This window comes from Mycobacterium sp. SMC-17, assembly GCF_045310915.1.
Lineage (GTDB): Bacteria > Actinomycetota > Actinomycetes > Mycobacteriales > Mycobacteriaceae > Mycobacterium.
In genome coordinates this window covers 1-21,996 of record NZ_JBJIAK010000006.1, presented here as the reverse complement: position 1 = coordinate 21,996, position 21,996 = coordinate 1, and the positions used below count along the sequence as shown (strand labels likewise).

Genomic DNA, 21,996 nt, shown 5'->3' with positions numbered 1-21,996 from the left:
GCCTGCCAGGGTGCGCTTCAGCCCGTCCCCGGTAAGGCGACCATCAGCGCCGCAGCGAAGGGTTTCTGCTGCGTCGGCCAATCAGTTTGTTGCATAGTCACTTTCGCCGTCCTCACTCTCCTGTGGGTAGAGGGTGGGGTGCCAGTAGTGGTTGGTTCGGGGTTGGCCGACGTCCAGTAGTGGTGGTGGGGTCCAGTGGGCGCGGCCGTTGGCCATGGTGGTGTGCCAGCCGCCGGTGTCGGCGAGGCGGTTGTCGCAGCCGCAGGCCAGGGCGAGGTTGGTGATGTCGGTGGGGCCATCATCGGCCCAGTCGGTGTCGACGTGATGGGCCTGGCAGCGCGAGGCGGGGGCGGTGCAGTGGGGTTTGGTGCAGCCCAGGTCGCGGGCGAAGAGGGCGAATCGTTGGGCGACGGTGGCGGTGCGCCGCGCTCGGCCCAGGTACAGCGGTTGTTCGGTGTGGTCGTCAAAGACGACGAGGTAGTGGTCGGCGCCGCGGGCAGCCATGCGGATGAGATCGCGGATCGGTAACCGGCTGCCGGTGAGGGTCAGTGCGTGGCCGGTGCCGCGCTCCAAGTCGGCGACAGTGCAGGTGGCCGCGATGGCCACAGGTAGGCCGTTGTGGTCGCCGAGGTCGGTGCCGAGGGCGATGCGGCCCATGGCGGCCAGGGCGTCGTGGTTGCGTTGGTCGGTGCTGCGGGTGTCGTTGTCGATCTGGGCCTGGGTGGGGGTGCCCGATTGGCAGGGTGTGGGGTCGGCGGGGTTGCACATGCCGGGGGCGCCGAGTTTGTCGTGGACTGCTTCGAGGGTGGCGCGTGCTTCGGGGTCGAGCCAGCCGTCCACTTTGGACATGCCGTCGGGTTGTTGTTTACCGATGCGGAAGCTGCGTTTGCGGGCGCGTTCGGCGTCATCGGGCAGCGGCCCGTCCTGATCGAGCAGGTACAGCAGCGCCTCAGCGGCGGCCCGCAGTTCGTCCGGGCTCTGGTGCCGCGCCCCAGCAACCAGGGACTGTTCGAACTGCCCGCGGGTGGTGGGGTCCACCCAGCCGGGGAGTTTATTGATGAACTGGCCGATCACCTTCACGTGCTCGGTGTTGATCACGCCTTCGGCCTGGGCCGCGGCGACAAACTCCCACAGCGGCGCCAACGGTTCGCCGGTCAGCCCGGCGCGGGCCGCCAAATACTGCGCGTCGCGGACCCGGCGGTTGGCTTCCGTGGCGTCCAGGCGCAGGCGGATACGCAGCACCTCAGCCCAATTTTTCGCGCCAAGTTCTCGGGCCGTGACCTGAGACTGCGCCGCAACCAGGATCCGGTGATCCACCGCTTCGGCGGCGCACTTCAACCTCTCGCGGCGGGACTTCAATTCCAGCAATGTCGCCACGTCCAGGCCGGTGTAATCCAGGGATGCGAGCCGCGCGTGCGCAGCTTCGTAGGCGGCGTACGCCTCCTCGACAACGGCTGGATCGGTCAATCCCATATATCGAACACTAGTTCGAACCACCGACAAGAAACCGTCGGCGATGTGACGCTAGTTACCTGCCGTGACCAGCGCTAACAAAGTGACCAAACTTTTTCGAACCCGACCGTCGGGCCGGCTCAGCCCTCCGTCGCGGCAGCCTTGCGCCGCTTGTACCACTCCCAGATCATCGGCGTGATGGATGCGACGAGGATCAGGATGAAGATCGGCTCGAGCAGCTTCTGCACGATCGGGAACTGCCCCAGCCAGTAGCCCAGCAGCGTGATGCCGCAGCCCCACACGATCGCGCCGATCACGTTGTACAGCGTGAAGGCGCCGTATCCCATCCGGGCGGCGCCGGCGGTGATGGGCGCCAGGGTGCGCACGATAGGCACGAAGCGGGCGAGCAGGATCGCGAACGGTCCGCGTTCCTCGAAGAAGGTGTGCGCCTCGTCGAGGTACTTCTGCTTGAGGACGCGGGCGTCGGGCTTGAACATCGAGGTACCGAGGAAGCGTCCGATGAAGTATCCGACCTGCCCGCCGAGGATGGCCGCAACGGGGATGGTCACCATCAGCAGCCAGATGTTGAAGTTGGCCTGGGCGGCGACCTCGGCCTGGGCGGCGGTGCCGGCGGCCAGCATGCCCGCGACGAACAGCAGGGTGTCGCCGGGCAGGATCGGGAACAGCACGCCCGACTCGACGAAGATGACGACCAGCAGTCCGACCAGCGCCCACGTGCCGAAATAGGCGATGAGCTTCACCGGATCCATGAAGTCCGGCATGAGCGACAGCGTGCTGATCATGGGGTCAACATACCGGTGTGTGTTGGCTGTTCCCTTAACCGCACATCGCCCATAGGGTCGGCACATGGCCACTCACAGGGCAGTTCACGTCGCGCACGCCGACGGTCCGCTCGCACTTGCCGACGTCGACACCGTCTCGCCGCCGCGCGATCACGTCCGCATCGCCGTCAGGGCGTGTGGGGTGTGCGGCACCGACCGCGAGTTCCATGCGGGGCACTTTCCGGGGCTGTCGTGGCCGATCACACTCGGCCACGAGATCGCCGGCACCATCGCCGAACTGGGTGACGGGGTCGAGGACTTCGCCGTCGGCGATCGCGTGGCGGTGGGCTGGTTCGGCGGCAACTGCAACCGGTGCGTGCCATGTCGCCAGGGCCACTTCATGCAGTGCGTGCGCATGGAGGTGCCGAGCTGGCACTATCCCGGCGGATACGCCGAGTCGGTCACGGCGCCCGCGACTGCGCTGGCCCGAATCCCGGACGGATTCTCGTTCGCCGAGGCCGCTCCGATGGGCTGCGCGGGGGTGACGACGTTCAACGGGCTGCGCAAGACGCGCGCCAAGGCCGGCGACCTGGTCGCGGTGATCGGGATCGGTGGCCTCGGCCACCTCGGCGTGCAGTTCTCCCGGGCGATGGGCTTCGAGACCGTCGCGATCGCGCGCGGGCCGGAGCGTGAGGCCGCCGCCAAGGAACTCGGCGCCCATCACTACATCGATTCGAACGCCTCGGACGTCGCCGCCGAACTGCAGCGTCTCGGTGGGGCGACCGTCGTGCTCGCGACGGCCGCGAGCTCGACGGCGATGGCCGCCACGGTCGGCGGGCTGGCACCCGAGGGGCAACTCGTGACGGTCGGTGTCACGCCCGAGGCCCTGCCGATCAGCCCGCTCGACCTCATCAACGGTGGCTTATCGGTCATCGGGCATCCGTCCGGCACCGCACGCGATATCGAGGAGACGTTGCACTTCGCCGCGCTGACGGGCGTGCGGGCCGTCATCGAGGAACGGCCTCTCGCGCAGGCTGCCGAAGCTTTCGAGCGCATGAACGGCGGCCACGCGCGCTACCGGATGGTCTTGACCGTCTGACCACATGAGCCGACGGTGTCCCCGGGTGCCGCACTTCAGCTCCACGTGACTGACATACTGGCCCAGACTGCAGGTTCGCCGAGAGGAAAAACATGCCCATCGCCACGCCCGAGGTCTACACGGAGATGCTGGCCCGAGCCAAGGAACACTCTTTCGCGTTCCCGGCCATCAACTGCACGTCGTCGGAAACCATCAACGCGGCGATCAAAGGTTTCGCCGACGCAGGCAGCGACGGCATCATCCAATTCTCCACCGGCGGTGCCGAATTCGGCTCCGGCCTGGGGGTCAAGGACATGGTCACCGGCTCGGTCGCGCTGGCCGAGTTCGCCCACGTCGTCGCCGCCAAGTACGACATCACCGTCGCGCTGCATACCGACCACTGCCCCAAGGACAAGCTCGACGGTTTCGTCCGGCCGCTGCTGGCCATCTCGGCCGAGCGCGTCGCCCGCGGCGAGAACCCGCTGTTCCAGTCGCACATGTGGGACGGCTCCGCGGTGCCGATCGACGAGAACCTGGAGATCGCGCAGGAGCTGCTGAAGCTGACGTCGGCCGCCAACATCATCCTCGAGGTCGAGATCGGCGTCGTCGGCGGTGAAGAGGACGGCGTCGAGGCCGAGATCAACGAGAAGCTGTACACCAGCTCCGAAGATTTCGAGAAGACCATCGACGCGCTGGGTTCCGGCGAGAACGGCAAGTACCTGCTGGCCGCCACCTTCGGCAACGTCCACGGTGTCTACAAGCCGGGCAACGTCAAGCTCAAGCCCGAGGTGCTGGCCGAGGGCCAGAAGGTGGCCGCCGCCAAGCTCGGTCTGCCCGCCGGCTCCAAGCCGTTCGACTTCGTGTTCCACGGTGGCTCGGGCTCGCTGAAGTCCGAGATCGAGGACTCGCTGCGCTACGGCGTCGTGAAGATGAACGTCGACACCGACACCCAGTACGCGTTCACCCGTCCCGTGGCGGCGCACATGTTCACCAACTACGACGGCGTCCTGAAGATCGACGGCGAGGTCGGCAACAAGAAGGTCTACGACCCGCGCAGCTACCTGAAGAAGGCCGAGGCCTCGATGACCCAGCGTGTCATCGAAGCGTGCAACGACCTGCACAGCACGGGCCGCAGCGTCTCCGCGGGGCTCGGCAAGTAGCCGAAGCTGGACACCGCCGACTGGCCGGTCATGACGCAGGAATCGTGAAACCCTGTGTCGTGACCGGCCATTCGGCGTTCATGGCCGAGTGACCGCGCGTGAGGAGCACCGTGCCCAGCACCGCGACGGCGGCGATGGCCGCGATCACCAGCACCAGCGCGATGACCCAGCCCCAGCTGCGACGGTCCTTCGGCGGCTTGACGGCGCCGGGGATCACCTGCGGCGCGGCCGGCGGCATCAGTTCGGTTTCCGGGTCCGGCAGCGGTGTGATGATCTGCGTCTTGCCGTCGAAGCCCGACGGCGCGGTGAAGCGCCGCACCGGGATCGTCGGGTCGGTCGCTGGATCTGCGGGCTCGAAGATTTCGGTTGCCGCCGCGGCGTCGTCGCCTGTCGAGGCAGCGCGCTGATCGGCATCACGACGGCCGTCCGGTCCCGTCGGGTTCGACATGGCGGCTGGGTTCGACATGGGGGTGACTGTCCTCCCGAGATCAGATCGCGCACTGGGGCCGATGCGTCCTGGAGCAGGCCGCGACGTCCTACCTGGAGCTTAATCTCCCGCCTGCGGGATCTTCGTGAGCGGCCGCACGGCACAATGGCGCTCATGACGCGAATGGGTGATCTGCTGGGTCCGGAGCCGGTGTTGCTGCCTGCCAACTTCGAGGCCGAGGACGCTCTCGCCGCCGGTAAATCGCCGACCGACGTTGCTGCGGCGCAGCCGACGGCCTCTGTCGCGTGGGCCGCCCTCGCCGAGGCCGCGCTGGCCGACGGTCAGACCATCACTGCCTACGCCTACGCGCGTACCGGTTACCACCGCGGCCTGGATCAGCTGCGTCGCAACGGCTGGAAGGGTTTCGGCCCGGTGCCGTTCGCGCACGAACCGAACCAGGGCTTCCTGCGCTGCGTGGCAGTGCTGGCGAAGGCGGCGGAATCCATCGGCGAGCAGGACGAGTACCTGCGCTGCCTGGACCTGTTGGACGACTGCGATCCCGCGGCGCGCGCCGAGCTGGGTCTCTGACTAGTCCATCTCGCAGTGGCAGTCGCCGGCCGGCGGCTCCACCTGAACGGTGGCGTGGTCCAGCCCGCGGGCGGCCAGCACGGCGCGCGCCGACTCGAGGACGCGTGCCGAATCCGCCGCGGACGTCAGGTGGGCGGTGGCCATGTCCTTGCCGGGCACCAGGGTCCACACGTGCAGGTCGTGCACATCGGTGACGCCGTCCACGGCGGCCAGCGCTTCGCGCAGCTCGTCGACGTCGATGTGGCGGGGTGAGGACTCGGACAGGATCCGCAGCGCGGCGCGGGCCAGCGCGATGGCGCGCGGCAACACCCACAGCGCGACCAGGACGGCGACGACGACGTCGGCGTACGGCCACCCCGTGGTGACGTTGACGATGCCCGCGATCAGGACGCCGACGCTGCCGACGGTGTCGGCGACGACCTCCATGTAGGCACCCTTGACGGCGAGGCTGCTGTCGGCGTCGGAGCGCAGTAGCAGTACCACGACCAGGTTGGCGAGCAGCCCCGCGAGGGCGACGACGATCATCGGCACACCCGGGATCCCCGGCGCGTTGCCGATGCGCTCGACGGCCTCGTAGAGGATGAACGCCGCGACGCCCATCAGCAGGACGGCATTGGCGACCGCGGTGAACACCTCGGCGCGGTGCCAGCCGTAGGTGCGGGCGGCGGACGTCGACCCGCGGCGGGCGAGGAGGACGGCGCCCAGGCCCATGAACATCGCGACCAGGTCGGTCAGCATGTGGCCGGCGTCGGCCAGCAGCGCGATCGAGTTGATCAGCAGCGCGGTGGTCAGCTCGATGACGAAGAAGACGCTGAGTACGGCTGCGGCGATGATCATGCGGCTGGCGCGTGCGTTCGAGCCATGGCTGTGGTCGTGTCCGGCACCCATGCCAGCAATATATGCAGAACTCTGCATATGTCGCAAGGCGCCCTGGGATTTGTGCACGATTTTCCGCGGTCAGCGCGGAAAATCGTGCACAAATCCCTGCTACCAGGCGGACCAGAAGCGAGTCAGGGCGCTGCCGATCATCGCCAGGCGCGGCGGCACGCCGGTGAGGCTGACGGCGGAGTACACGACGTTGAAGAACAGCCGGTTGAGCTCGGGGACGATCAGCAGCAGCATCAGGATCAGGAAGCCCCACTGCCGAGCGGGGAGCAACGCGCGTTGCGTGTCGGCGCTCAGGTGCGGTTCCAGCGCGCCGTAGCCGTCCAGGCCGGGGATGGGCAGCATGTTGAGGAACAGCGCCGTCACCTGCAGGAATCCCAGGAAGGCCAGCCCCGCCCAGAACACCGGATGGTCGTTGTCGAACAGCACCGCCGTCGCGACCAGCAGGATGACGGCGAGCACCAGGTTGGCGAACGGTCCGGCCAGGCTGACCAGGGTGCGCTGCCGCGGCGTCATGTACTCGGTGCGCACGTACACCGCGCCGCCGGGCAGGCCGATGCCGCCGAGGGCGATGAACAGCGCCGGCAGGCCCAGCGACAGCAGCGGGCTGGCGTACTTCGCGGGGTTCAGCGTCAGATAGCCACGCAGCTCGACGTCGCGGTCACCGAACCGCCAGGCGGTGTAGGCGTGGCCGAATTCGTGCAGGCACAGCGAGACGGTCCAGCCCGCGATGACGAACACGAAGACGCCGGCGTAGGCCAGCGGCCGCACCTCGGCGCCGCAGAACCAGGCCAGGGCGCCGCCGGCGACGGTCAGGGCCACGATGGCCCAGAAGACGGGGCTGGGACGGACGGCGCGCCGGACAGGCATGGTCATGACTGCAAACTAGCCGACCCGCAGCCAACCCTGGATATGGCGGTAAAACGCCGACCGGCGCGCCGGACGGGCGGCCGCCACGCCGTCGCGCTCAACCAAAACTCCGGTGCTGCCGAGCTGCGCGGCGCGGCCGGCGACCCAGCCCCGTCCGGGTCCCGAACGTCCGGCCCCGAGGGCCCGCGCACGCAGCCCCGGCATGCCGGCCAAAGGCTCGATCACGACACCCGCCGACTGTCCGTCGAACAGCACCGTGTCGTCGACGACGGCCTCTCCGGTGATGGCGTCGCCGCCCGACGGCAACCAGCGCGCGGACCGGACGATCACCGCGCCGGTCTCGTCGCGGATCAGTGGAACACGTTGGGCGACACCATCTCTGGCGCGCCGTGCGGCACCCAGCCCGCCGCGGGTCAGGGGTGGGACGAAGCCGACCTCGACGTCGAGCCGGTCGTCGCGGAGCAGCCGGGCCAGGGTGGCCGACAGGTCGGTGTGATCGCCGACGACGATGATCCGGACCGTGCCGTCGGGGATCGTCGGAGCGCCGTCCGGGGGCACCTGGAGAGCCGTCAGATCCGCCAGTGCGCGGGGTGTCCGGCGGTCGCCGAAGACCAGCGCCACGACATCCCCGGAGACCTCTCTGGCGGTCAAGGCCATTCCTCTCGTCCTGCTGGGATAAGGTTGCTCACCGGCTGCCACTGTATTCAGGCAGGTAATGCGGGAGGCAAAACGATGCCGGCAATCGTGCTCATCGGGGCCCAATGGGGTGACGAGGGCAAAGGTAAGGCCACCGATCTACTCGGTGGACGTGTGCAATGGGTGGTTCGCTACCAAGGCGGCAACAACGCCGGGCACACGGTGGTACTGCCCACGGGGGAGAACTTCGCTCTTCACCTCATCCCCTCGGGCATCCTGACACCCGGGGTCACCAACGTCATCGGCAACGGTGTGGTGGTCGACCCGGGCGTGCTGCTCAGTGAGCTCTCCGGGCTCGAGGACCGCGGTGTGGACACCTCGAAACTCATGATCTCGGCTGACGCGCACCTGCTCATGCCGTACCACGTGGCCATCGACAAGGTCACCGAGCGGTACGCGGGCAGCAAGAAGATCGGCACCACCGGTCGCGGCATCGGTCCGTGCTACCAGGACAAGATCGCGCGCATCGGCATCCGGGTCGCCGACGTCCTCGACGAGGAGCAGCTGGCCAACAAGGTCGAGGCCGCGCTGGAGTTCAAGAACCAGGTGCTGGTCAAGATCTACAACCGCAAGGCGCTCGACCCGGCCGAGGTCGTCGAGAGCCTGCTGCAGCAGGCCGAGGGCTTCAAGCACCGCATCGCCGACGCCCGGCTGCTGCTGAACCAGGCCCTGGAGCGCGGCGAGACGGTCCTGCTGGAGGGCTCGCAGGGCACCCTGCTCGACGTCGACCACGGCACCTACCCGTTCGTGACGTCGTCCAACCCGACGGCGGGCGGTGCGGCCGTCGGCTCGGGCATCGGCCCCACCCGGATCACGACCGTGCTGGGCATCCTCAAGGCCTACACGACCCGGGTTGGCTCGGGCCCATTCCCGACGGAGCTGTTCGACGAGTACGGCGCCTACCTGTCCAAAACGGGCGGCGAGGTCGGCGTGACCACGGGCCGCGCCCGGCGCTGCGGCTGGTTCGACGCCGTCATCGCCCGGTACGCGACCCGCGTCAACGGCATCACCGACTACTTCCTGACCAAGCTCGACGTGCTGTCGAGCCTGGAGACGGTGCCGATCTGCGTCGGCTACACCGTCGACGGCAAGCGCACCGACGAGATGCCGATGACGCAGGCCGACATCGCCCGCGCCGAGCCGATCTACGAAGAACTGCCGGGCTGGTGGGAGGACATCTCCGGAGCCCGCGAGTTCTCGGATCTGCCGGCCAAGGCGCAGGACTACGTGCTGCGCCTGGAGGAACTGTCCGGAGCACACGTGTCGTGCATCGGCGTCGGTCCCGGCCGGGACCAGACGATCGTGCGCCGGGACATCCTCGGGTGACCCACGGGGCGAGCGAAGCGACGGGGAAAACCGAAGGTTTCATCGACCAGCACGGCGGGTTCCCACGATTCGAGGTTGCCGACCCCGGCCCGGGGTTCGGCCGCTTCCTCGAGGGCATGAGGCGGCTGCAGGACCTGGCGGTCTCGGCCAACCCGGACAGCGACACCTGGGATGACGCCGCCGACCGCGTCGAGGAACTTGTGAAGTTGCTCGGGCCGTTCCAGGCCGCCGAAGGCGTCGGCCCGGCCATCCGGGTGCCGTCGCTGCCGGGTGCCGGCAGTCTGCTGATGCCGCCGTGGACCGTCACGAAGTTCTCGCCCGAGGGCGTCGAGATGGAGGTCGAGTTCAGCCGGTACCACGTGGGCGGCAACTACGCCGTGCACGGCGGGGTGCTGCCGCTGCTGTTCGACCAGGCCTTCGGGATGCTGATCCACGCCGTCAACCGGCCCATGAGCCGCACCGCGTATCTGCACGTCGACTACCGCAAGGTCACCCCGATCGACACGGTGCTGACCGCCAAGGCCCACGTCACCGAGGTCGACGGCCGTAAGACCTTCGTCGCCGCCGAGCTGTTCGATCCCGAGGGCAACCTGCTGGCCGAGGCCAACGGCCTGATGGTGAGCCTGCTGCCCGGCCAGCCTTAAGGCTCGGCGCGCAGTGCGGGCCACCAGATGCGGGGCCCGATGAGGGTGAACAGCGCCGGGATGATGACGGTGCGCACCACGAAGGTGTCCAGCAGGATGCCGAGGCCGACGATGATGCCCAGCTGCGTCAGCACGATCAGCGGCAGCACGCCGAGCACGCAGAACACCGCGGCCAGCACGATGCCGGCGCTGGTGATCACCGCGCCCGTCGCCGAGACCGCGCGCACGATGCCCTCGCGGTTGCCGAATTCCGGTGTCTCTTCGCGCGCTCTGGTCACCAGGAAGATCGTGTAGTCGACGCCGAGCGCGACGAGGAACAGAAACGCGAACAGCGGAGTTCCGTTGTCCAGCGCGGAAAAACCGAACAGGTGCACGCTGGCCCAGCCGCCGACTCCGAGCGCCGCCAGCGCGCTCAGCACCGTCACCGCCACCAGCAGCAGCGGTGCCAGCGCCGAGCGCAGCAGCACGTAGAGGACGGCCAGGACGACCAGCAGGATCGCCGGGATGACGATCTTCCGGTCGTGTTGCGCTGCCGCCGCGGCATCGCGGGCCTGTGCGTCGGGGCCGCCGACGACTGCTTGCGCATCGATCTGGTGCACCGAGTCGCGAAGGGCGTCAATCGTTTTGAATGCCTCCGGGGAAGCAGGCGCGGCAGCCAGCACCACCGACCACTGCGTCAGGCCCGACGCCGAGCGCCCGGCCGGCGTCGCCGACACCACGCCAGGGGAGTGGGTGATGACGTCGGCGACCGCGGGGTCCGCTGCGATGACGGTCGTGGGATTCGTCAGGCCGCTGGGGAAGTGCGCGGCCAGGGTGTCATAGCCGGCTACGGACTCGGCCTGCACCCGGAACTGCTGGGTCTGGGACAACCCGATGGGCAGATTCACCAGCCCGACGCACAGCGCGGCCAAGCCCGCCAGCGCCACGGTGGCGACGCGGCCCGGCCGGCGGGACACGCCTGCCGCGATGCGGTGCCAGAGGCCGCTGTCGGTGAGTGGGGCGGCGTGCGACCCGGTTTCGGGGATGAAGGGCCAGAACAGCCGGCGGCCGAACAGCCCGAGCAGCGGCGGCAGCACCAGCAGGACGAACACCGCCGCGACCACCAGGCCCGACGCCGCCTGCACCCCGAGGCTGCGGTTGCTCGGCGCCGAGGCCAGCAGCAGTGTCAGCAGCGCCAGGACCACGGTGGCGTTGCTGGCGATGATCGCCGGGGCCGCCGCGCGCCACGCTGCTCGCAGGGCGTCGCGATGGTCGCTGCGCCGGGACAGTTCCTCCCGGTAGCGCGAAATGAGCAGCAGCGCATAGTTGGTGCCCGCGCCGAACACCAGCACGCTGGTGATGCCCGCCGTCGAACCGTCCGGGTTCAGGCCCGTCGCCGCGGCCACCGCGGTGCCGACGACCGCGCCCACCTGGTCGGCGAAGCCGATCACCAACAGGGGGATCAGCCAGAGGATGGGGGAGCGGTACGTCACGATGAGCAGTAGTGCCACGACGGTTGCGGTCACCGCGAGCAGCGTGAAGTTTGCGCCGGCAAAGGAATTCGCGATATCGGCGCCGAATGCGGGCCCGCCCGTGACCTGAGCGCGTAGGCCGTCGGGCAGCGAAGCCGACACCTGCGACCGCAGCTCCTGCACCTTGTCGCGGAGTGCGAAGCCGGACAGGTCGCCCGCCAGCGGCGCCACCCGCACCGCGGCCTTGCCGTCCTCGGATACCCGCGCGTCCGCCCCGGCCGCGGCGATATCGGCCGGCGTCAGGGGCGCGTCGTCGCTGCGGGTGACGACGATGATCGCCGGCGCGGTATCGCCGCCCGGGAACTGCGCGCGCAGGGCGTCGGCGCGGGCGGACTCGGCACCGGCGGGCACCGCCACCGGCGATTGCGACGACGAATCCCCGGCGCCGAGCAATGCCATGGCAACGCCGGAGAGCAACAGGACGATCAGGGCCGACGCCCATGCGATTCGGGTGGACACCCCCAAAATATTTCAAATACTTAACTATTAATCAAATGAAATTCGACGGGCGCTATGCTCTCCGCGTGCCGAAGCCGTCCGACCGCGCCGACCTGGAGGCGCAGATCGCCGCCGACGTGCGGGCGTTGACGGCTGAATCCGACCAGATCGGCCGGGCTTTCGCGGTGCAGAACGAACTGGGCGCCAACGACTTCCGGGCGCTGCTGCACATCATGGTCGCCGAATCCGCGGGGACACCGCTGACTGCCGGTGAGCTACGCAAGCTGATGGGCACGTCGGGTGCGGCCATCACCTACCTGGTGGAGCGGATGATCGCTTCCGGGCATCTGCGCCGCGAAGCCGATCCGGCCGACCGGCGCAAGGTCATCCTCCGGAACGACGACAAGGGCCTCGCCACCGGCCGCGAATTCTTCAGCCCGTTGGCGCACCTCAACACGCAGGCCCTGGCGGACCTGCCCGATGCGGACCTCGAGGCGGCGCACCGGGTTTTCTTGGCGCTCACCGGTGCGATGCGGACGTTCCGGGCCGAGCCGGCACCGGAGGCGCCGTGATCACACGGCAGACGAGGCCTTGAGGGCGTCGACGTCTGCCCGGAGTGCGGCCAGCGCGTCCACCACCGTCAGGTTCTGGCCGGCGGCGTTGTGGCCGAGCTGCGGCCAGCCGTTGAGGTTCGGGCCGCGGAGCTGGGTTTGAATGTCCTGCACGATGGCCAGGATCTGGTTGAGAGCCGCGGTGGTGGGGTCGGGTTGAGTCACGGTGCCTCCCTGCAGCAGTGAGATGAGTTGATCGAGCGTGCCCTGGAATGCGTTGCAGTCCAACGAGAGATTCCCGATCAGCGCGGCGTCGGTGAATTGCAGGATCTGCGGCGTGGCTCCGCCGTAGGGGAACCAGTAACGCTGATTGTCATTGCCGGGATAGAGATTTGACGCGTAGCCGGTGCCGTTGACGTAGTTCGATGCGATGAGGCCCGGTACCTGAGAGATGTCGGGCGAGCCGATCTGTTGCCAGTACCAATGCGGGATGTACGACAGCGAGATCGTCACCCCGACGGCATTGAAGGCATTGACCACGGCCCAGAAGTTGTGGATGTCACCGGAATTCGCCTCGAAGTCGAGCATCGCATACTGGCCACCGTTATTGCTGAGCCACGTCTGGGCCTGCGCCGCCGGGCTGTTGGTGGTGACGTAGTGATAGCCGATGTGCGGAAAGTGGTTGTCCCGGCACCACTGTGCGATCACCGGCCAGTACGGATCCCGGTAGTAACTGCCTTCGGACACCTTCTGCTCGATCCAGGAGAAACCCTGGCCGGGTAGCTGGGAGACGAAGGCGATGGCATCGGCCGCCGAGCGGAAGTTGTTGTTCGACGTGTCCGGTCCGTAGAGCGTCACAGCACCGTCTCCGGATTCACCGGCGTCCAGCTCGTCGTGCTCGCCAAAGCCTTTGTGTCGGCGCTGGATCCGTCGTGAGACTGCACCGTCCACTGCAACCGGCCGTCGGCGTCGTGCGTCGCCGTGGCGATCGCACCCGCCTGCTCGTACACCTCGCCGAGGGCTTCGGGTTTGCCCGCCGCGTTCATAGCGAATCCTCGCCTTCTACTGTAGAGGTATTGTCCCGCTTTGATTCTCGTTCACAGTCTGTGTCGAAGGGCACTTTCCACGATAGCGCGATTTCGCGGCCGGGCTCGGTCAGGCGTTCTCCAACTCGGCGATGACGATCTTCTTCTGCCGCATCATCGTCTGGATCTGTTCGGGCCGGCCCAGTAGCTGATCCATCTTGGCCGGGATGATCTGCCAGCTGACCCCGAATCGGTCCTTGCACCAACCGCATTGTTCCGATTCGGGTACGTGCGAGAGTTTGGACCAGTAATGGTCGATCTCGTCCTGGTCGGCGCATTCGACGACGAATGAGATGGATTCGTTGAAGGTGAACATCGGCCCGCCGTCGAGGCAGACGAAATCGACACCGTTCAAATTGAATCGGCCGTTGAGCACCTTGCCGGCCATGCCTTTGAAATGTTCGTCGAGGGCCTCGTCCGGGTACTCCTCCACCGAGACGATCCGGGAGTTCGGAAACACCTCGACGTAGTAGTTCATGGCCTCGCGGGCCTGGTCGTTGAACCACAGACATGGCTGGATGGCGGTCGGCACGTCGTTCTCCTTGTCTTTCAGTCGCTTTCGTTCAGGCGGCCAGCAGTGCGTCGATCTGACCCAGGGCGCCGGTCATGCCCTCGACCATGCCCATCGCGGTCACCTTCTCGAGTTGTTCGAGGTCGGTGAACCGGGTGACGATCGTCATCCGCGTGCCGGTGTCGATCGCGTCGAACGACACCTCGAGGCGCATGGTGGGCATCTCGGGGTCGGGCTCGCCGTCGGGCTGCGAAAAGCCGTCCTCGATGAGAAGCCGCGACGGTGCGTCGACCTCGAGCGTGGTCCACCAGCCCGGCGCCTTCTCGCCCTCGGGTCCGGTCATGTGATAGCGCGACTGCCCGCTCGGGGTGAGTTCATGCCGGGTGAACGTGGCCGGCCACGTCGGCGGACCCCACCAGCGTTCCAGCTGCCGCGGGTCTTCCCACACCTGCCAGACCCGGGCCGGCGGCGCGGCGAACTCGGCCACGAAGGTCATGGTGAGGGCTTGCGGGTCGGCGGCGCTGCTGATCACCGTCATCGGTGGTCCTTTCGTTTTGTGCTGCTTGATTTTTCGTGTGGTGGGTAACCGTCTTCGGCGAGGATCGCCTCGATGCTCGCGGCACGGTCGTGCCAGAGCGCCGCGTACCGCTCCAGGAGCACGCCCGCTCGGTGCAGGGTTTCGGGCACCGCACGCACGAGTTGTTCCCGGCCGCGGCGCTCTTTATGCACCAACGCGGCACCGGCCAGTACCGCGACGTGTTTCTGCACCGCCGCGAAGCTCATGTCGTAGCCGCGGGCGAGCGCGCTCACCGACTGGTCGCTGCGCATCGTGCGGGCGACGATGTCGCGGCGGGTGGCGTCCGCCAATGCGTGGAAGATCCGGTCGATCTCCGCATCGGTGAAGGCCTCAGGGGAAGCATTTACAACCATTTGGTTGTAGGTTAGGTCGGCGTCGCGGCGGCGTCAAGGGCTGGTTGCGTCGAAAGTGCACGGTGGCCCGTTGATCCTGTACCTAGGGCGTATTTGTGCGAGTAGGTTGCGCCCTCACTACAGGCTCAACTTGAATCGGCGGCTCGACCTCGGTGACCCTGAACTCAGGGCGCAGGGTCGCCTCGACAGTGTGCGATATGGCCGTGAATTCGCCGAGATGTAGGCCATTTCCCGCACTCTCGGCGCGGGAGCCGAGCCCTACTCCCGGTTGAGCGCCGCTTCTTCCAGGTCCAGCCCGTGGAGCACCGACCGCAGCACCTCGTCGTCGATGTTCCCGGCGTCGCGTTCGGCGATGTAGGTCTCGCGCTCGGCCGCCAGCATCTCGAGCCGCAGCCGCCGCATGGCCGACGCCGGGCTTTCGCCGATGTCGTCGTCACTGCGCCCGAGTCGTTCCCACACCGCGTTGCGGCGCCGGTCGTTCCAGCTCTGCAATACCTCGCCGACGTGCTGTTGGGCGCTGGAATCGCTGCTGCGAGCCAGCAATTCGTCGAGCCGGTCGGCCGCCGCCTGCGCCGCGCGACTCGAGGCCGCGGCCTGCTCCAGGGCATCCTGATGGGCCTCGGCCTCACTGCGCACGTCGAGCGTGCGAATCAGCCATGGCAACGTCAGGCCGTGCAACAGCAGCGTGCCGATCACCACGACGAACGTCAGGAACACCAGCTGCGGCCGGCCGGGGAACGGGTCGCCGCTCAGTGTCACGAGAGGCACACCGAACGCCGCGGCCAGTGACACGACACCGCGCATGCCTGCCCACGCCACGATGAAGACCTGCGACGGGGTCGGGGCGGGTTCTCGGTCCCGGACCCCGCGGAACAGCATCCGTGGCGTGTAGGCCATGACGTACACCCAGACGATGCGGACCGCGATCACCGTCGCCAGCACCGCGGCCGACGCCACGGCGAGGGTGACGGCGCGGATGCCGGTCAGCTCGTCGATGACGGTCGGCAGCTGCAGTCCGATCATCAGGAACGCGAAGGATTCCAGTACCAGCTGGATCGACTTCCATACCGCGTCGTCCTGCAGCCGGGTGGCGTACGACGCCCGTGTCGCGCGCTGTCCCAGCAGCAGCGCGGCGACCACCACCGCGATCACCCCGGAGCCGTGTGCCTCTTCGGCGAGCCAGTAGACGAAATACGGTGCGACGAGCCCGATGGCGCTCTCCACGAGGGGGTCGTCCAGCCAGGTCCGGATGAATTCGATGAGCCACCCGATCAGCCCGCCGATCACGACACCGCCCAGCGCGGCGAGCGCGAACGTGCCCAGCGCGCCCTGCCAGGTCGCTGCCGCGCCGACGGCGGCGGCCAGCGCGACCTTGTACGCGGTCAGCGCCGTGGCGTCGTTGAGCAGGCTCTCGCCGCCGAGCAGCGTCATGATCTGGCGGGGCAGTCCGAGGCGCCGGCCGATGGCCGCGGCCGAGACCGCGTCGGGCGGCGCGACGATGGCGCCCAGCGTGAGCGCCGCGGCGACCGTCAGCTCCGGGACGGTGTGAAACGCGACGAACCCCACGACCAGGGTGGTGGCCAGTGGCAGCCCGACCGCGAGCAGCCCGATGGGACGCACGTTCTTGCGCAGGGCCAGGTAGCTGCTCTCCAGCCCGGCCGACCACAGCAGTGGCGGCAGCACGACGAACATCACCAACTGCGGCTGCATCTCGATGGCCGGCACGCCGGGGATCAGCCCGACGGCCAGTCCGGCGACGACGAGTCCCAGTGGCGCGGAGACGTCGTAACGGCGGGCCAGCGCGGCCAACAACACCGAGGCCACCAGCACTGCCAGCAGTGGGGCACCCATGTCCTCAAACCTCCTCGGTCAGCCGGGCCCTATCCTTGTTCAACATGCTGGGGAAATGGATGCAGTCACGGGCAACGCGTCCGCGTGAAGAAAATTCCCCGACTACCTGCACGCACCTCGCCGACGCCGTCGGCCAAGCAGAACCGGAGCCGCAGACGCCCGGCCGCTGTGGTGACTGTGCGGCACTTGGGGAGGATACGTGGGCGCACCTTCGGATGTGTCTGACCTGCGGACAGGTCAGCTGTTGTGATTCCAGTCCGCACCAACACGCCAACGAGCACTACCGTCGCACGGGCCACCCCGTGATGCGCTCGGTCGAGCCGGGGGAGAGCTGGCGCTGGTGCTACGTCGACATCAGGTTGGGTTGACGGGAGATTGGCCGGCGGGGCGAGCGGAGCGACGGGGGAGGTTGGTGACTTGGTAGACCGGACAACGGTTCTGGTGCTCGGTGCCGGTGAGCTGAGCAGTGAACTGGTGCTGTCGTTCCAGCGGCTGGGGACGCGGGCGACCGCGGTGCCCGCGCCGACCGGAGCGGCGGCGTTGCGGACCCTGATCGACCGGCACACCCCACAGGTGGTGGTCGTGCAGTCCCCGGCGGCGGATCTCGGCGCCGACGTCGTGCAGGCGCTGGCCGGGCTCGAGGAAGTCGCGGTGTTCCCGACGCCGGGTGCCTTGCGGCTCGCGTCCGACCGCGAGGCGTTGCGCACCCTGGCGGCCAACGAGCTGGGGCTGCCGACGGCGCCGTTCTGGTTCGCCGGATCGGTCGACGAACTCACCGCGGTGGCCGAGCACGCCGGGCTGCCGCTCACCATCACGCCGGTGACGCATGCCGCGAACGAGGGCGCGGGGCGTTCGGTGCTGTCGCGTCTCGAGGACGTCGACGTGGCGTGGCACCGTGCGGTGGCCGCGGGCGGCGAGCGCGTGATGGCCGAGACGGCCGTCGACGTGACGGCGGAGTTCACCATGCTGACGGTGCGGACCCAGGGTCAGGCGGGTCCGGTGGTGCAGTTCTGTGAGCCGATCGGTCACCGCCACGAGACGGGCGGTCCGCTGGAGTTGTGGCAGCCGCAGCTGTTGTCGGAGCCGGCGCTGGACGCGGCGCGCTCGATCGCCGCCCGGATCGCGGGCAAGCTGGGCGGCACGGGGCTGTTCACGGTGGACCTGCTGCTCGGTGCCGACCCGGAGTCCGGGGCCGAGGAGGTCTATTTCGCGACGGTCCATCCGATGCTGACGGGCGCGGGCTTCGTCACGACGCGTTCGCAGCGGCTGTCGCAGTTCGACCTGCACGCGCGGGCGATCCTCGGACTGCCCGTCGACACCATCATGATCTCGCCGGCCGCCGGTGAGGTGAGCCGCCCGTCGGCCGACAGGGCCGCGCTCGTGCGCGCACTGCCGGATGCGCTGGCCATCGCCGAGAGCGACGTGCGGCTCTCCGGTGAGGTGTGCGTGGCATTGGCGACGGCGCCGGACGTCGTGCGGGCGCGCGACCGCGCGCATCAGGTGGCCGCTGTGCTCAACCACTCGGCGATCAACCAGACGGGGACGTGACCATGACCGAATCGGAATCGCACCCGCGGCAGACGCTGGGCCCGTTCCTGGCCGCGCTGGCGCTGATTGTGGTCCTCGTGGTCATAATCGCCGTCCTGAACGCGATCGGGGTGTTCGGCCGGAACGATCCGACGCCGGAGCAGCTGGTGCGCACCGCGGTCGTCGGCCAGAACGACGGGCTGCAGCGCAAGGACTACGCGCGCTTCCAGACGTACACCTGCAAGGCCCAGGCCGGTACCGAGGCGGATTTGCTTGCCAAGCAAGAGGATTCGGCCGCCAAGAACGGGCAGCGCTACGTCGACGAGGTGCGCGACATCAAGTTCGACGGCCAGAAGGCCACGGCCGTGTTGATGTACCACTTCGACAAGACGCCGGACCAGAAGCCCACGGCGCCGGTGGTGCTGGTGAACGAGGACGGCGCGTGGAAGGTGTGCTCGCCGGTCCCGAGCTAGTTTGTGACAGACTCGCATCCGTGAGCTACGCGGGAGATATCACGCCGCAGCAGGCCTGGGAACTGCTGAGCGAGAACCCCGAGGCGGTGCTTGTCGACTGCCGGACCGACGCCGAATGGCGCTGGGTGGGCGTGCCCGACATCTCCAGCCTCGGACGTGACGTTGTGTACATCGAGTGGGTGTCGAATGACGGCAAACGCAACACCGGTTTCGTCGACGACCTGCTGGCCGCGGGTGTGACGCCCGGCGAGCGGCCGGTGGTGTTCCTTTGCCGCTCGGGTAATCGTTCGATCGGTGCCGCCGAGGCGGCGACGGCGGCGGGCATCGGCCCGTCGTACAACGTGCTCGACGGTTTCGAGGGCCACCTGGACGAGCAGGGGCATCGCGGTGGCAGCGGCTGGCGCGCCATCGGACTGCCGTGGGTGCAGTCATGAGGGGCCTGAACGCCGACGGCGTCCCCTCGGTCCGGGTCCCGGCGCCGCTGCCCGACGGCGTGAGCCAGGCGACCATCGGTGTCCGCGGCGGCCTGCTGCGGTCCGAGTTCGAGGAGACCGCCGAGGCGATGTTCCTGACCTCGGGGTACGTCTACGAGTCGGCGGCTGCCGCGGAGCAGGCGTTCACCGGTGAGATCGACCGCTACGTGTACTCGCGCTACGGCAACCCGACCATCCAGATGTTCGAGGAACGGCTGCGGCTCATCGAAGGGGCACCGGCCGCTTTCGCGACGGCAACCGGCATGGCGGCGGTGTTCACCGCGCTGGGCGCGCTGCTCGCCGCCGGCGACCGGCTGGTCGCGGCGCGCAGCCTGTTCGGTTCCTGCTTCGTGGTGTGCAACGAGATTCTCCCGCGCTGGGGCGTCGAGACCGTCTTCGTCGACGGCGACGACCTGTCGCAGTGGGAGGAGGCACTGTCGGTGCCGACCACCGCGGTGTTCTTCGAGACGCCGTCCAACCCGATGCAGTCGCTGGTCGACATCGCCGCGGTTTCGGAGCTGGCGCACGCCGCCGGGGCAAAGGTGGTGCTGGACAACGTCTTCGCGACACCACTGCTGCAGCAGGGGATGGAGCTGGGCGCCGATGTCGTCGTGTACTCGGGTACCAAGCACATCGACGGCCAGGGCCGGGTGCTCGGTGGTGCGATCCTCGGCGACAAGGAGTACATCTCCGGGCCGGTGCAGCAGCTGATGCGGCACACGGGCCCGGCGATCAGCGCGTTCAATGCCTGGACGATGCTGAAAGGCCTTGAGACGCTGGCCATTCGGGTCGACTACTCGAACCGGTCCGCGCAGCGGGTGGCCGAGTTCCTGGAAGGTGTGCGCGGCGTGAACTGGGTGAAATACCCGTTCCTGCAGTCACATCCGCAGCACGACCTGGCCAAGCGGCAGATGCGCGGCGGCGGCACCGTCGTCACCTTCGAGCTCGACGGCGGCAAGGACCGGGCGTTCGAGGTGCTCGACAAGCTGCAGGTCATCGACATCTCCAACAACCTCGGCGATTCCAAGACACTGATCACCCACCCGGCCACCACCACGCACCGCGCGATGGGGCCGGAGGGCCGGGCCGCGATCGGGCTGGGCGACGGCGTGGTGCGGATTTCCGTCGGCCTCGAGGGCACCGAGGATCTGATCGCCGACCTGGACCAGGCGCTGAGCTAGGGGGCTGGAGCATGTCCAAGCAGACAGCGGCCAAGAAGGCCCGTCGCAAGAAGCGGCAGACCACCCGCAACGCCAACTGGCTGCCCGACGAGGTGCATGCCGAAGTCGAGGCCGTCGGGCGGATCGCGGGCGAAATCCTGCCGCGCGGTTGGGTATTCGATTCGGACTACTCCAACGACGAGTACCTCATCTGGTACTATCCGCCGTCGGGCTTCGAAAGCACCGAGGACGATCCGCGTGAGTTGGTGACGCGGATCTGGGTCTCCGATCCGGACCAGCCGCAGCTCATCCTCGTCGGTACCGAAGAGGACGGCGAGATCTACAGCTTCACGGTCGAGCAGTTGATGGCGAACCTGGATGTCATCGAGGCCTACCGCGTCGGGGAGCCGTTTCCGCAGTTCTGATTTCGACCGTCAGCCGACGGGCGAGACCTGATAGTGCGCGATCTGCCAGCCATTGTCTCCTTGTGTGACAAGGACACTCAGGTTCAGGCTGATCACCGCGCCGTCGGGGCGGGTGAAGTCGGCCCGGGTGTAGGCCAGGACGACGCCGGCCGCGGGCTCCCGGATCTCGTTGATGCGGTAGTCGACCGTCAGGCCGACCGGCTGAGATTCGTAGTAGTCGAAGACGCCCTGGCGCCCCACGGTGTAGGGCCGTAGCCCCTGGAATATCGCGTCGTCGGTGAAGACCGCCGCGACCTGGTCCGGCCGGTGGGCGGCGATGCCCGCCTGCCACCGGTCCAGGACCTCGCGGACCACGTCAGTGCCCGGCACTCTGACCACCATCCACGTGCAGGATCTCGCCGGTGACGAACTTGGCGTTCTCCAGGTACAGGACGCCGTCGACGACGTCGGAGATGTCACCCATGTGGCCGACCGGGTGCAGCGCCGAGAGGAACTCGTGCGTCTCCGGCGCGTGCATCGGAGTGCGGATGATGCCCAGGGCGACGGCATTGGCCCGGATTCCGCGGGTGCCGTATTCGACGGCCAGCGCCCTGGTCGCGGCGTTCAGGCCACCCTTGGTCAGTGACGCCAGCGCCGAGGGCACCTGCGAGTTGGCCTGATCCACCAGGCTGGTCGAGATGGTGACGACGTGCCCGCCGTCGCCCTGGGCCTCCATGGTCCTGATGGCGGCGCGGGTCAGTTCGAAGAAGCCGCGGGAATTCACGCCGGTGATGGCGTCGTAGTCCGCGTCGGTGTACTCGGTGAAGGGCTTGGCGATGAAGATGCCGGCGTTGTTGACGACGGTGTCGACGCGCCCGAAGTGCTCGACCGCGGCATCGACCAACCGCTGGCCGACGCCCGGCTGGGCGACGTCACCGGCGACGGTGAGAACCATGGGATCGTCGCTCTCGGCGATGGTGCGGGAGTTGGCGACGACGGCGTAGCCCAGCTTGCGGTAGCCGGCCACCAGGGCTTCGCCGATGCCCTGGGATGCGCCGGTGACGATCGCGACGCGGGTTGTGGTGCTCATCGGGGGTTCCTTAAGTTCGTAGTTGCAGTTATTTCGTGATGTTGTGACGGTTACGTTGAACTGCGACCCGGGTGGGTCGGGTGA

Annotated in this window: 27 protein-coding genes; 12 read left to right on the top strand and 15 right to left on the bottom strand. The window is 68.1% G+C overall.

All coding sequences use genetic code 11. The features are described 5' to 3' along the window. Nucleotides 1-81: 81 nt before the first annotated feature. Nucleotides 82-1,473: a DUF222 domain-containing protein gene (locus ACJH7A_RS05985; protein ID WP_406801576.1), complete on the bottom strand. Its 1,392-nt coding sequence runs from the start codon at nucleotides 1,471-1,473 to the stop codon at nucleotides 82-84. Nucleotides 1,474-1,592: 119 nt separating this feature from the next. Then, complete coding sequence (locus ACJH7A_RS05980; protein ID WP_318985489.1) at nucleotides 1,593-2,255, bottom strand: VTT domain-containing protein; 663 nt, start codon at nucleotides 2,253-2,255, stop codon at nucleotides 1,593-1,595. A gap of 64 nt (nucleotides 2,256-2,319) precedes the next feature. Here ACJH7A_RS05980 and ACJH7A_RS05975 point away from each other — a divergent pair, with 64 nt between their 5' ends. Beyond that, nucleotides 2,320-3,333: an alcohol dehydrogenase catalytic domain-containing protein gene (locus tag ACJH7A_RS05975; protein ID WP_406801575.1), complete on the top strand. Its 1,014-nt coding sequence runs from the start codon at nucleotides 2,320-2,322 to the stop codon at nucleotides 3,331-3,333. 92 nt (nucleotides 3,334-3,425) lie between these two features. Then, nucleotides 3,426-4,472, top strand: a complete 1,047-nt coding sequence (gene fbaA, locus ACJH7A_RS05970; RefSeq protein ID WP_406801574.1) for a class II fructose-bisphosphate aldolase — start codon at nucleotides 3,426-3,428, stop codon at nucleotides 4,470-4,472. Nucleotides 4,473-4,500: 28 nt separating this feature from the next. On the opposite strand, the gene ACJH7A_RS05965 is transcribed toward fbaA, so the two are convergent. Then, complete coding sequence (locus ACJH7A_RS05965; RefSeq protein WP_406801573.1) at nucleotides 4,501-4,938, bottom strand: hypothetical protein; 438 nt, start codon at nucleotides 4,936-4,938, stop codon at nucleotides 4,501-4,503. Between the two features lie 135 nt (nucleotides 4,939-5,073). On the opposite strand from ACJH7A_RS05965, the gene ACJH7A_RS05960 reads away from it, so the two are divergent. Next, nucleotides 5,074-5,487, top strand: coding sequence for a DUF3151 domain-containing protein (locus ACJH7A_RS05960; RefSeq protein ID WP_346416009.1), 414 nt, complete (start codon nucleotides 5,074-5,076; stop codon nucleotides 5,485-5,487). Here ACJH7A_RS05960 and ACJH7A_RS05955 read toward each other — a convergent pair whose 3' ends face one another. The 3 genes from ACJH7A_RS05955 to ACJH7A_RS05945 all read right to left on the bottom strand — a co-directional run bounded on the left by ACJH7A_RS05955 (nucleotide 5,488) and on the right by ACJH7A_RS05945 (nucleotide 7,899). Further along, complete coding sequence (locus ACJH7A_RS05955; RefSeq protein ID WP_346416007.1) at nucleotides 5,488-6,375, bottom strand: cation diffusion facilitator family transporter; 888 nt, start codon at nucleotides 6,373-6,375, stop codon at nucleotides 5,488-5,490. A gap of 99 nt (nucleotides 6,376-6,474) precedes the next feature. Further along, nucleotides 6,475-7,248, bottom strand: coding sequence for a site-2 protease family protein (locus tag ACJH7A_RS05950; RefSeq protein ID WP_406801572.1), 774 nt, complete (start codon nucleotides 7,246-7,248; stop codon nucleotides 6,475-6,477). A 9-nt stretch (nucleotides 7,249-7,257) separates the two neighbouring features. After that, nucleotides 7,258-7,899 carry a peptidase M50 gene (locus ACJH7A_RS05945; protein WP_406801571.1) on the bottom strand — a complete coding sequence of 214 codons (642 nt, stop codon included), beginning with the start codon at nucleotides 7,897-7,899 and terminating at the stop codon, nucleotides 7,258-7,260. 75 nt (nucleotides 7,900-7,974) lie between these two features. On the opposite strand from ACJH7A_RS05945, the gene ACJH7A_RS05940 reads away from it, so the two are divergent. After that, entirely contained in the window at nucleotides 7,975-9,264 is a 1,290-nt protein-coding gene (locus tag ACJH7A_RS05940) for an adenylosuccinate synthase (RefSeq protein WP_267318636.1), read from the top strand. After that, a complete protein-coding gene (locus tag ACJH7A_RS05935; protein ID WP_406801570.1) occupies nucleotides 9,261-9,908 on the top strand; it encodes a PaaI family thioesterase in 648 nt (215 codons plus the stop codon). The genes ACJH7A_RS05940 and ACJH7A_RS05935 overlap by 4 nt, the downstream gene beginning before the upstream one ends. Here ACJH7A_RS05935 and ACJH7A_RS05930 read toward each other — a convergent pair. After that, nucleotides 9,905-11,878, bottom strand: a complete 1,974-nt coding sequence (locus ACJH7A_RS05930) for an MMPL family transporter (protein WP_406801569.1) — start codon at nucleotides 11,876-11,878, stop codon at nucleotides 9,905-9,907. The two genes, ACJH7A_RS05935 and ACJH7A_RS05930, sit on opposite strands and share 4 nt — an antisense overlap. Before the next feature lie 65 nt (nucleotides 11,879-11,943). On the opposite strand from ACJH7A_RS05930, the gene ACJH7A_RS05925 reads away from it, so the two are divergent. Continuing rightward, nucleotides 11,944-12,429 carry a MarR family winged helix-turn-helix transcriptional regulator gene (locus tag ACJH7A_RS05925; RefSeq protein WP_406801568.1) on the top strand — a complete coding sequence of 162 codons (486 nt, stop codon included), beginning with the start codon at nucleotides 11,944-11,946 and terminating at the stop codon, nucleotides 12,427-12,429. Here the strand turns inward: ACJH7A_RS05925 and ACJH7A_RS05920 are convergent, their stop codons facing one another. From ACJH7A_RS05920 to ACJH7A_RS05895, 6 genes are all read right to left on the bottom strand, one after another. Next, nucleotides 12,430-13,266: a GH25 family lysozyme gene (locus ACJH7A_RS05920; RefSeq protein WP_406801567.1), complete on the bottom strand. Its 837-nt coding sequence runs from the start codon at nucleotides 13,264-13,266 to the stop codon at nucleotides 12,430-12,432. Next, nucleotides 13,263-13,454: a hypothetical protein gene (locus tag ACJH7A_RS05915; protein WP_020100680.1), complete on the bottom strand. Its 192-nt coding sequence runs from the start codon at nucleotides 13,452-13,454 to the stop codon at nucleotides 13,263-13,265. The genes ACJH7A_RS05920 and ACJH7A_RS05915 overlap by 4 nt, the downstream gene beginning before the upstream one ends. A 109-nt stretch (nucleotides 13,455-13,563) precedes the next feature. Then, nucleotides 13,564-14,025 (bottom strand): VOC family protein, encoded by a 462-nt coding sequence (locus ACJH7A_RS05910; protein WP_346415997.1) that lies wholly within the window; start codon nucleotides 14,023-14,025, stop codon nucleotides 13,564-13,566. Nucleotides 14,026-14,056: 31 nt separating this feature from the next. Then, a complete protein-coding gene (locus tag ACJH7A_RS05905; RefSeq protein ID WP_020100678.1) occupies nucleotides 14,057-14,542 on the bottom strand; it encodes an SRPBCC domain-containing protein in 486 nt (161 codons plus the stop codon). Beyond that, nucleotides 14,539-14,934 (bottom strand): helix-turn-helix domain-containing protein, encoded by a 396-nt coding sequence (locus tag ACJH7A_RS05900; protein ID WP_318986956.1) that lies wholly within the window; start codon nucleotides 14,932-14,934, stop codon nucleotides 14,539-14,541. Before ACJH7A_RS05900 ends, ACJH7A_RS05905 begins: the two co-directional genes overlap by 4 nt. 258 nt (nucleotides 14,935-15,192) lie before the next feature. Next, nucleotides 15,193-16,785 (bottom strand): Na+/H+ antiporter, encoded by a 1,593-nt coding sequence (locus ACJH7A_RS05895; RefSeq protein ID WP_133427873.1) that lies wholly within the window; start codon nucleotides 16,783-16,785, stop codon nucleotides 15,193-15,195. A 59-nt stretch (nucleotides 16,786-16,844) separates the two neighbouring features. On the opposite strand from ACJH7A_RS05895, the gene ACJH7A_RS05890 reads away from it, so the two are divergent. Genes ACJH7A_RS05890 through ACJH7A_RS05865 form a run of 6 tightly spaced genes read left to right on the top strand, consistent with a single transcriptional unit; the run spans nucleotide 16,845 to nucleotide 20,843 of the window. Next, nucleotides 16,845-17,153 carry a UBP-type zinc finger domain-containing protein gene (locus ACJH7A_RS05890; RefSeq protein ID WP_082762320.1) on the top strand — a complete coding sequence of 103 codons (309 nt, stop codon included), beginning with the start codon at nucleotides 16,845-16,847 and terminating at the stop codon, nucleotides 17,151-17,153. A 49-nt stretch (nucleotides 17,154-17,202) separates the two neighbouring features. After that, the gene (locus tag ACJH7A_RS05885) at nucleotides 17,203-18,333 is read left to right on the top strand and encodes an ATP-grasp domain-containing protein (protein WP_061004550.1); all 1,131 of its coding nucleotides are present in this window, start codon (nucleotides 17,203-17,205) and stop codon (nucleotides 18,331-18,333) included. Nucleotides 18,334-18,335: 2 nt separating this feature from the next. Continuing rightward, nucleotides 18,336-18,785, top strand: coding sequence for a hypothetical protein (locus tag ACJH7A_RS05880; RefSeq protein WP_061004548.1), 450 nt, complete (start codon nucleotides 18,336-18,338; stop codon nucleotides 18,783-18,785). Between the two features lie 20 nt (nucleotides 18,786-18,805). Beyond that, nucleotides 18,806-19,219 (top strand): rhodanese-like domain-containing protein, encoded by a 414-nt coding sequence (locus tag ACJH7A_RS05875; RefSeq protein ID WP_061004545.1) that lies wholly within the window; start codon nucleotides 18,806-18,808, stop codon nucleotides 19,217-19,219. Then, nucleotides 19,216-20,439 (top strand): O-succinylhomoserine sulfhydrylase, encoded by a 1,224-nt coding sequence (locus tag ACJH7A_RS05870; protein WP_064857499.1) that lies wholly within the window; start codon nucleotides 19,216-19,218, stop codon nucleotides 20,437-20,439. The genes ACJH7A_RS05875 and ACJH7A_RS05870 overlap by 4 nt, the downstream gene beginning before the upstream one ends. An 11-nt stretch (nucleotides 20,440-20,450) precedes the next feature. Next, complete coding sequence (locus ACJH7A_RS05865) at nucleotides 20,451-20,843, top strand: hypothetical protein (protein WP_064857500.1); 393 nt, start codon at nucleotides 20,451-20,453, stop codon at nucleotides 20,841-20,843. A gap of 9 nt (nucleotides 20,844-20,852) precedes the next feature. Here the strand turns inward: ACJH7A_RS05865 and ACJH7A_RS05860 are convergent, their stop codons facing one another. Both ACJH7A_RS05860 and ACJH7A_RS05855 read right to left on the bottom strand, forming a co-directional pair. After that, nucleotides 20,853-21,212, bottom strand: coding sequence for an SgcJ/EcaC family oxidoreductase (locus ACJH7A_RS05860; RefSeq protein WP_306307986.1), 360 nt, complete (start codon nucleotides 21,210-21,212; stop codon nucleotides 20,853-20,855). After that, nucleotides 21,199-21,912: an SDR family NAD(P)-dependent oxidoreductase gene (locus ACJH7A_RS05855; protein WP_064857502.1), complete on the bottom strand. Its 714-nt coding sequence runs from the start codon at nucleotides 21,910-21,912 to the stop codon at nucleotides 21,199-21,201. The genes ACJH7A_RS05860 and ACJH7A_RS05855 overlap by 14 nt, the downstream gene beginning before the upstream one ends. Nucleotides 21,913-21,996 lie beyond the last annotated feature (84 nt).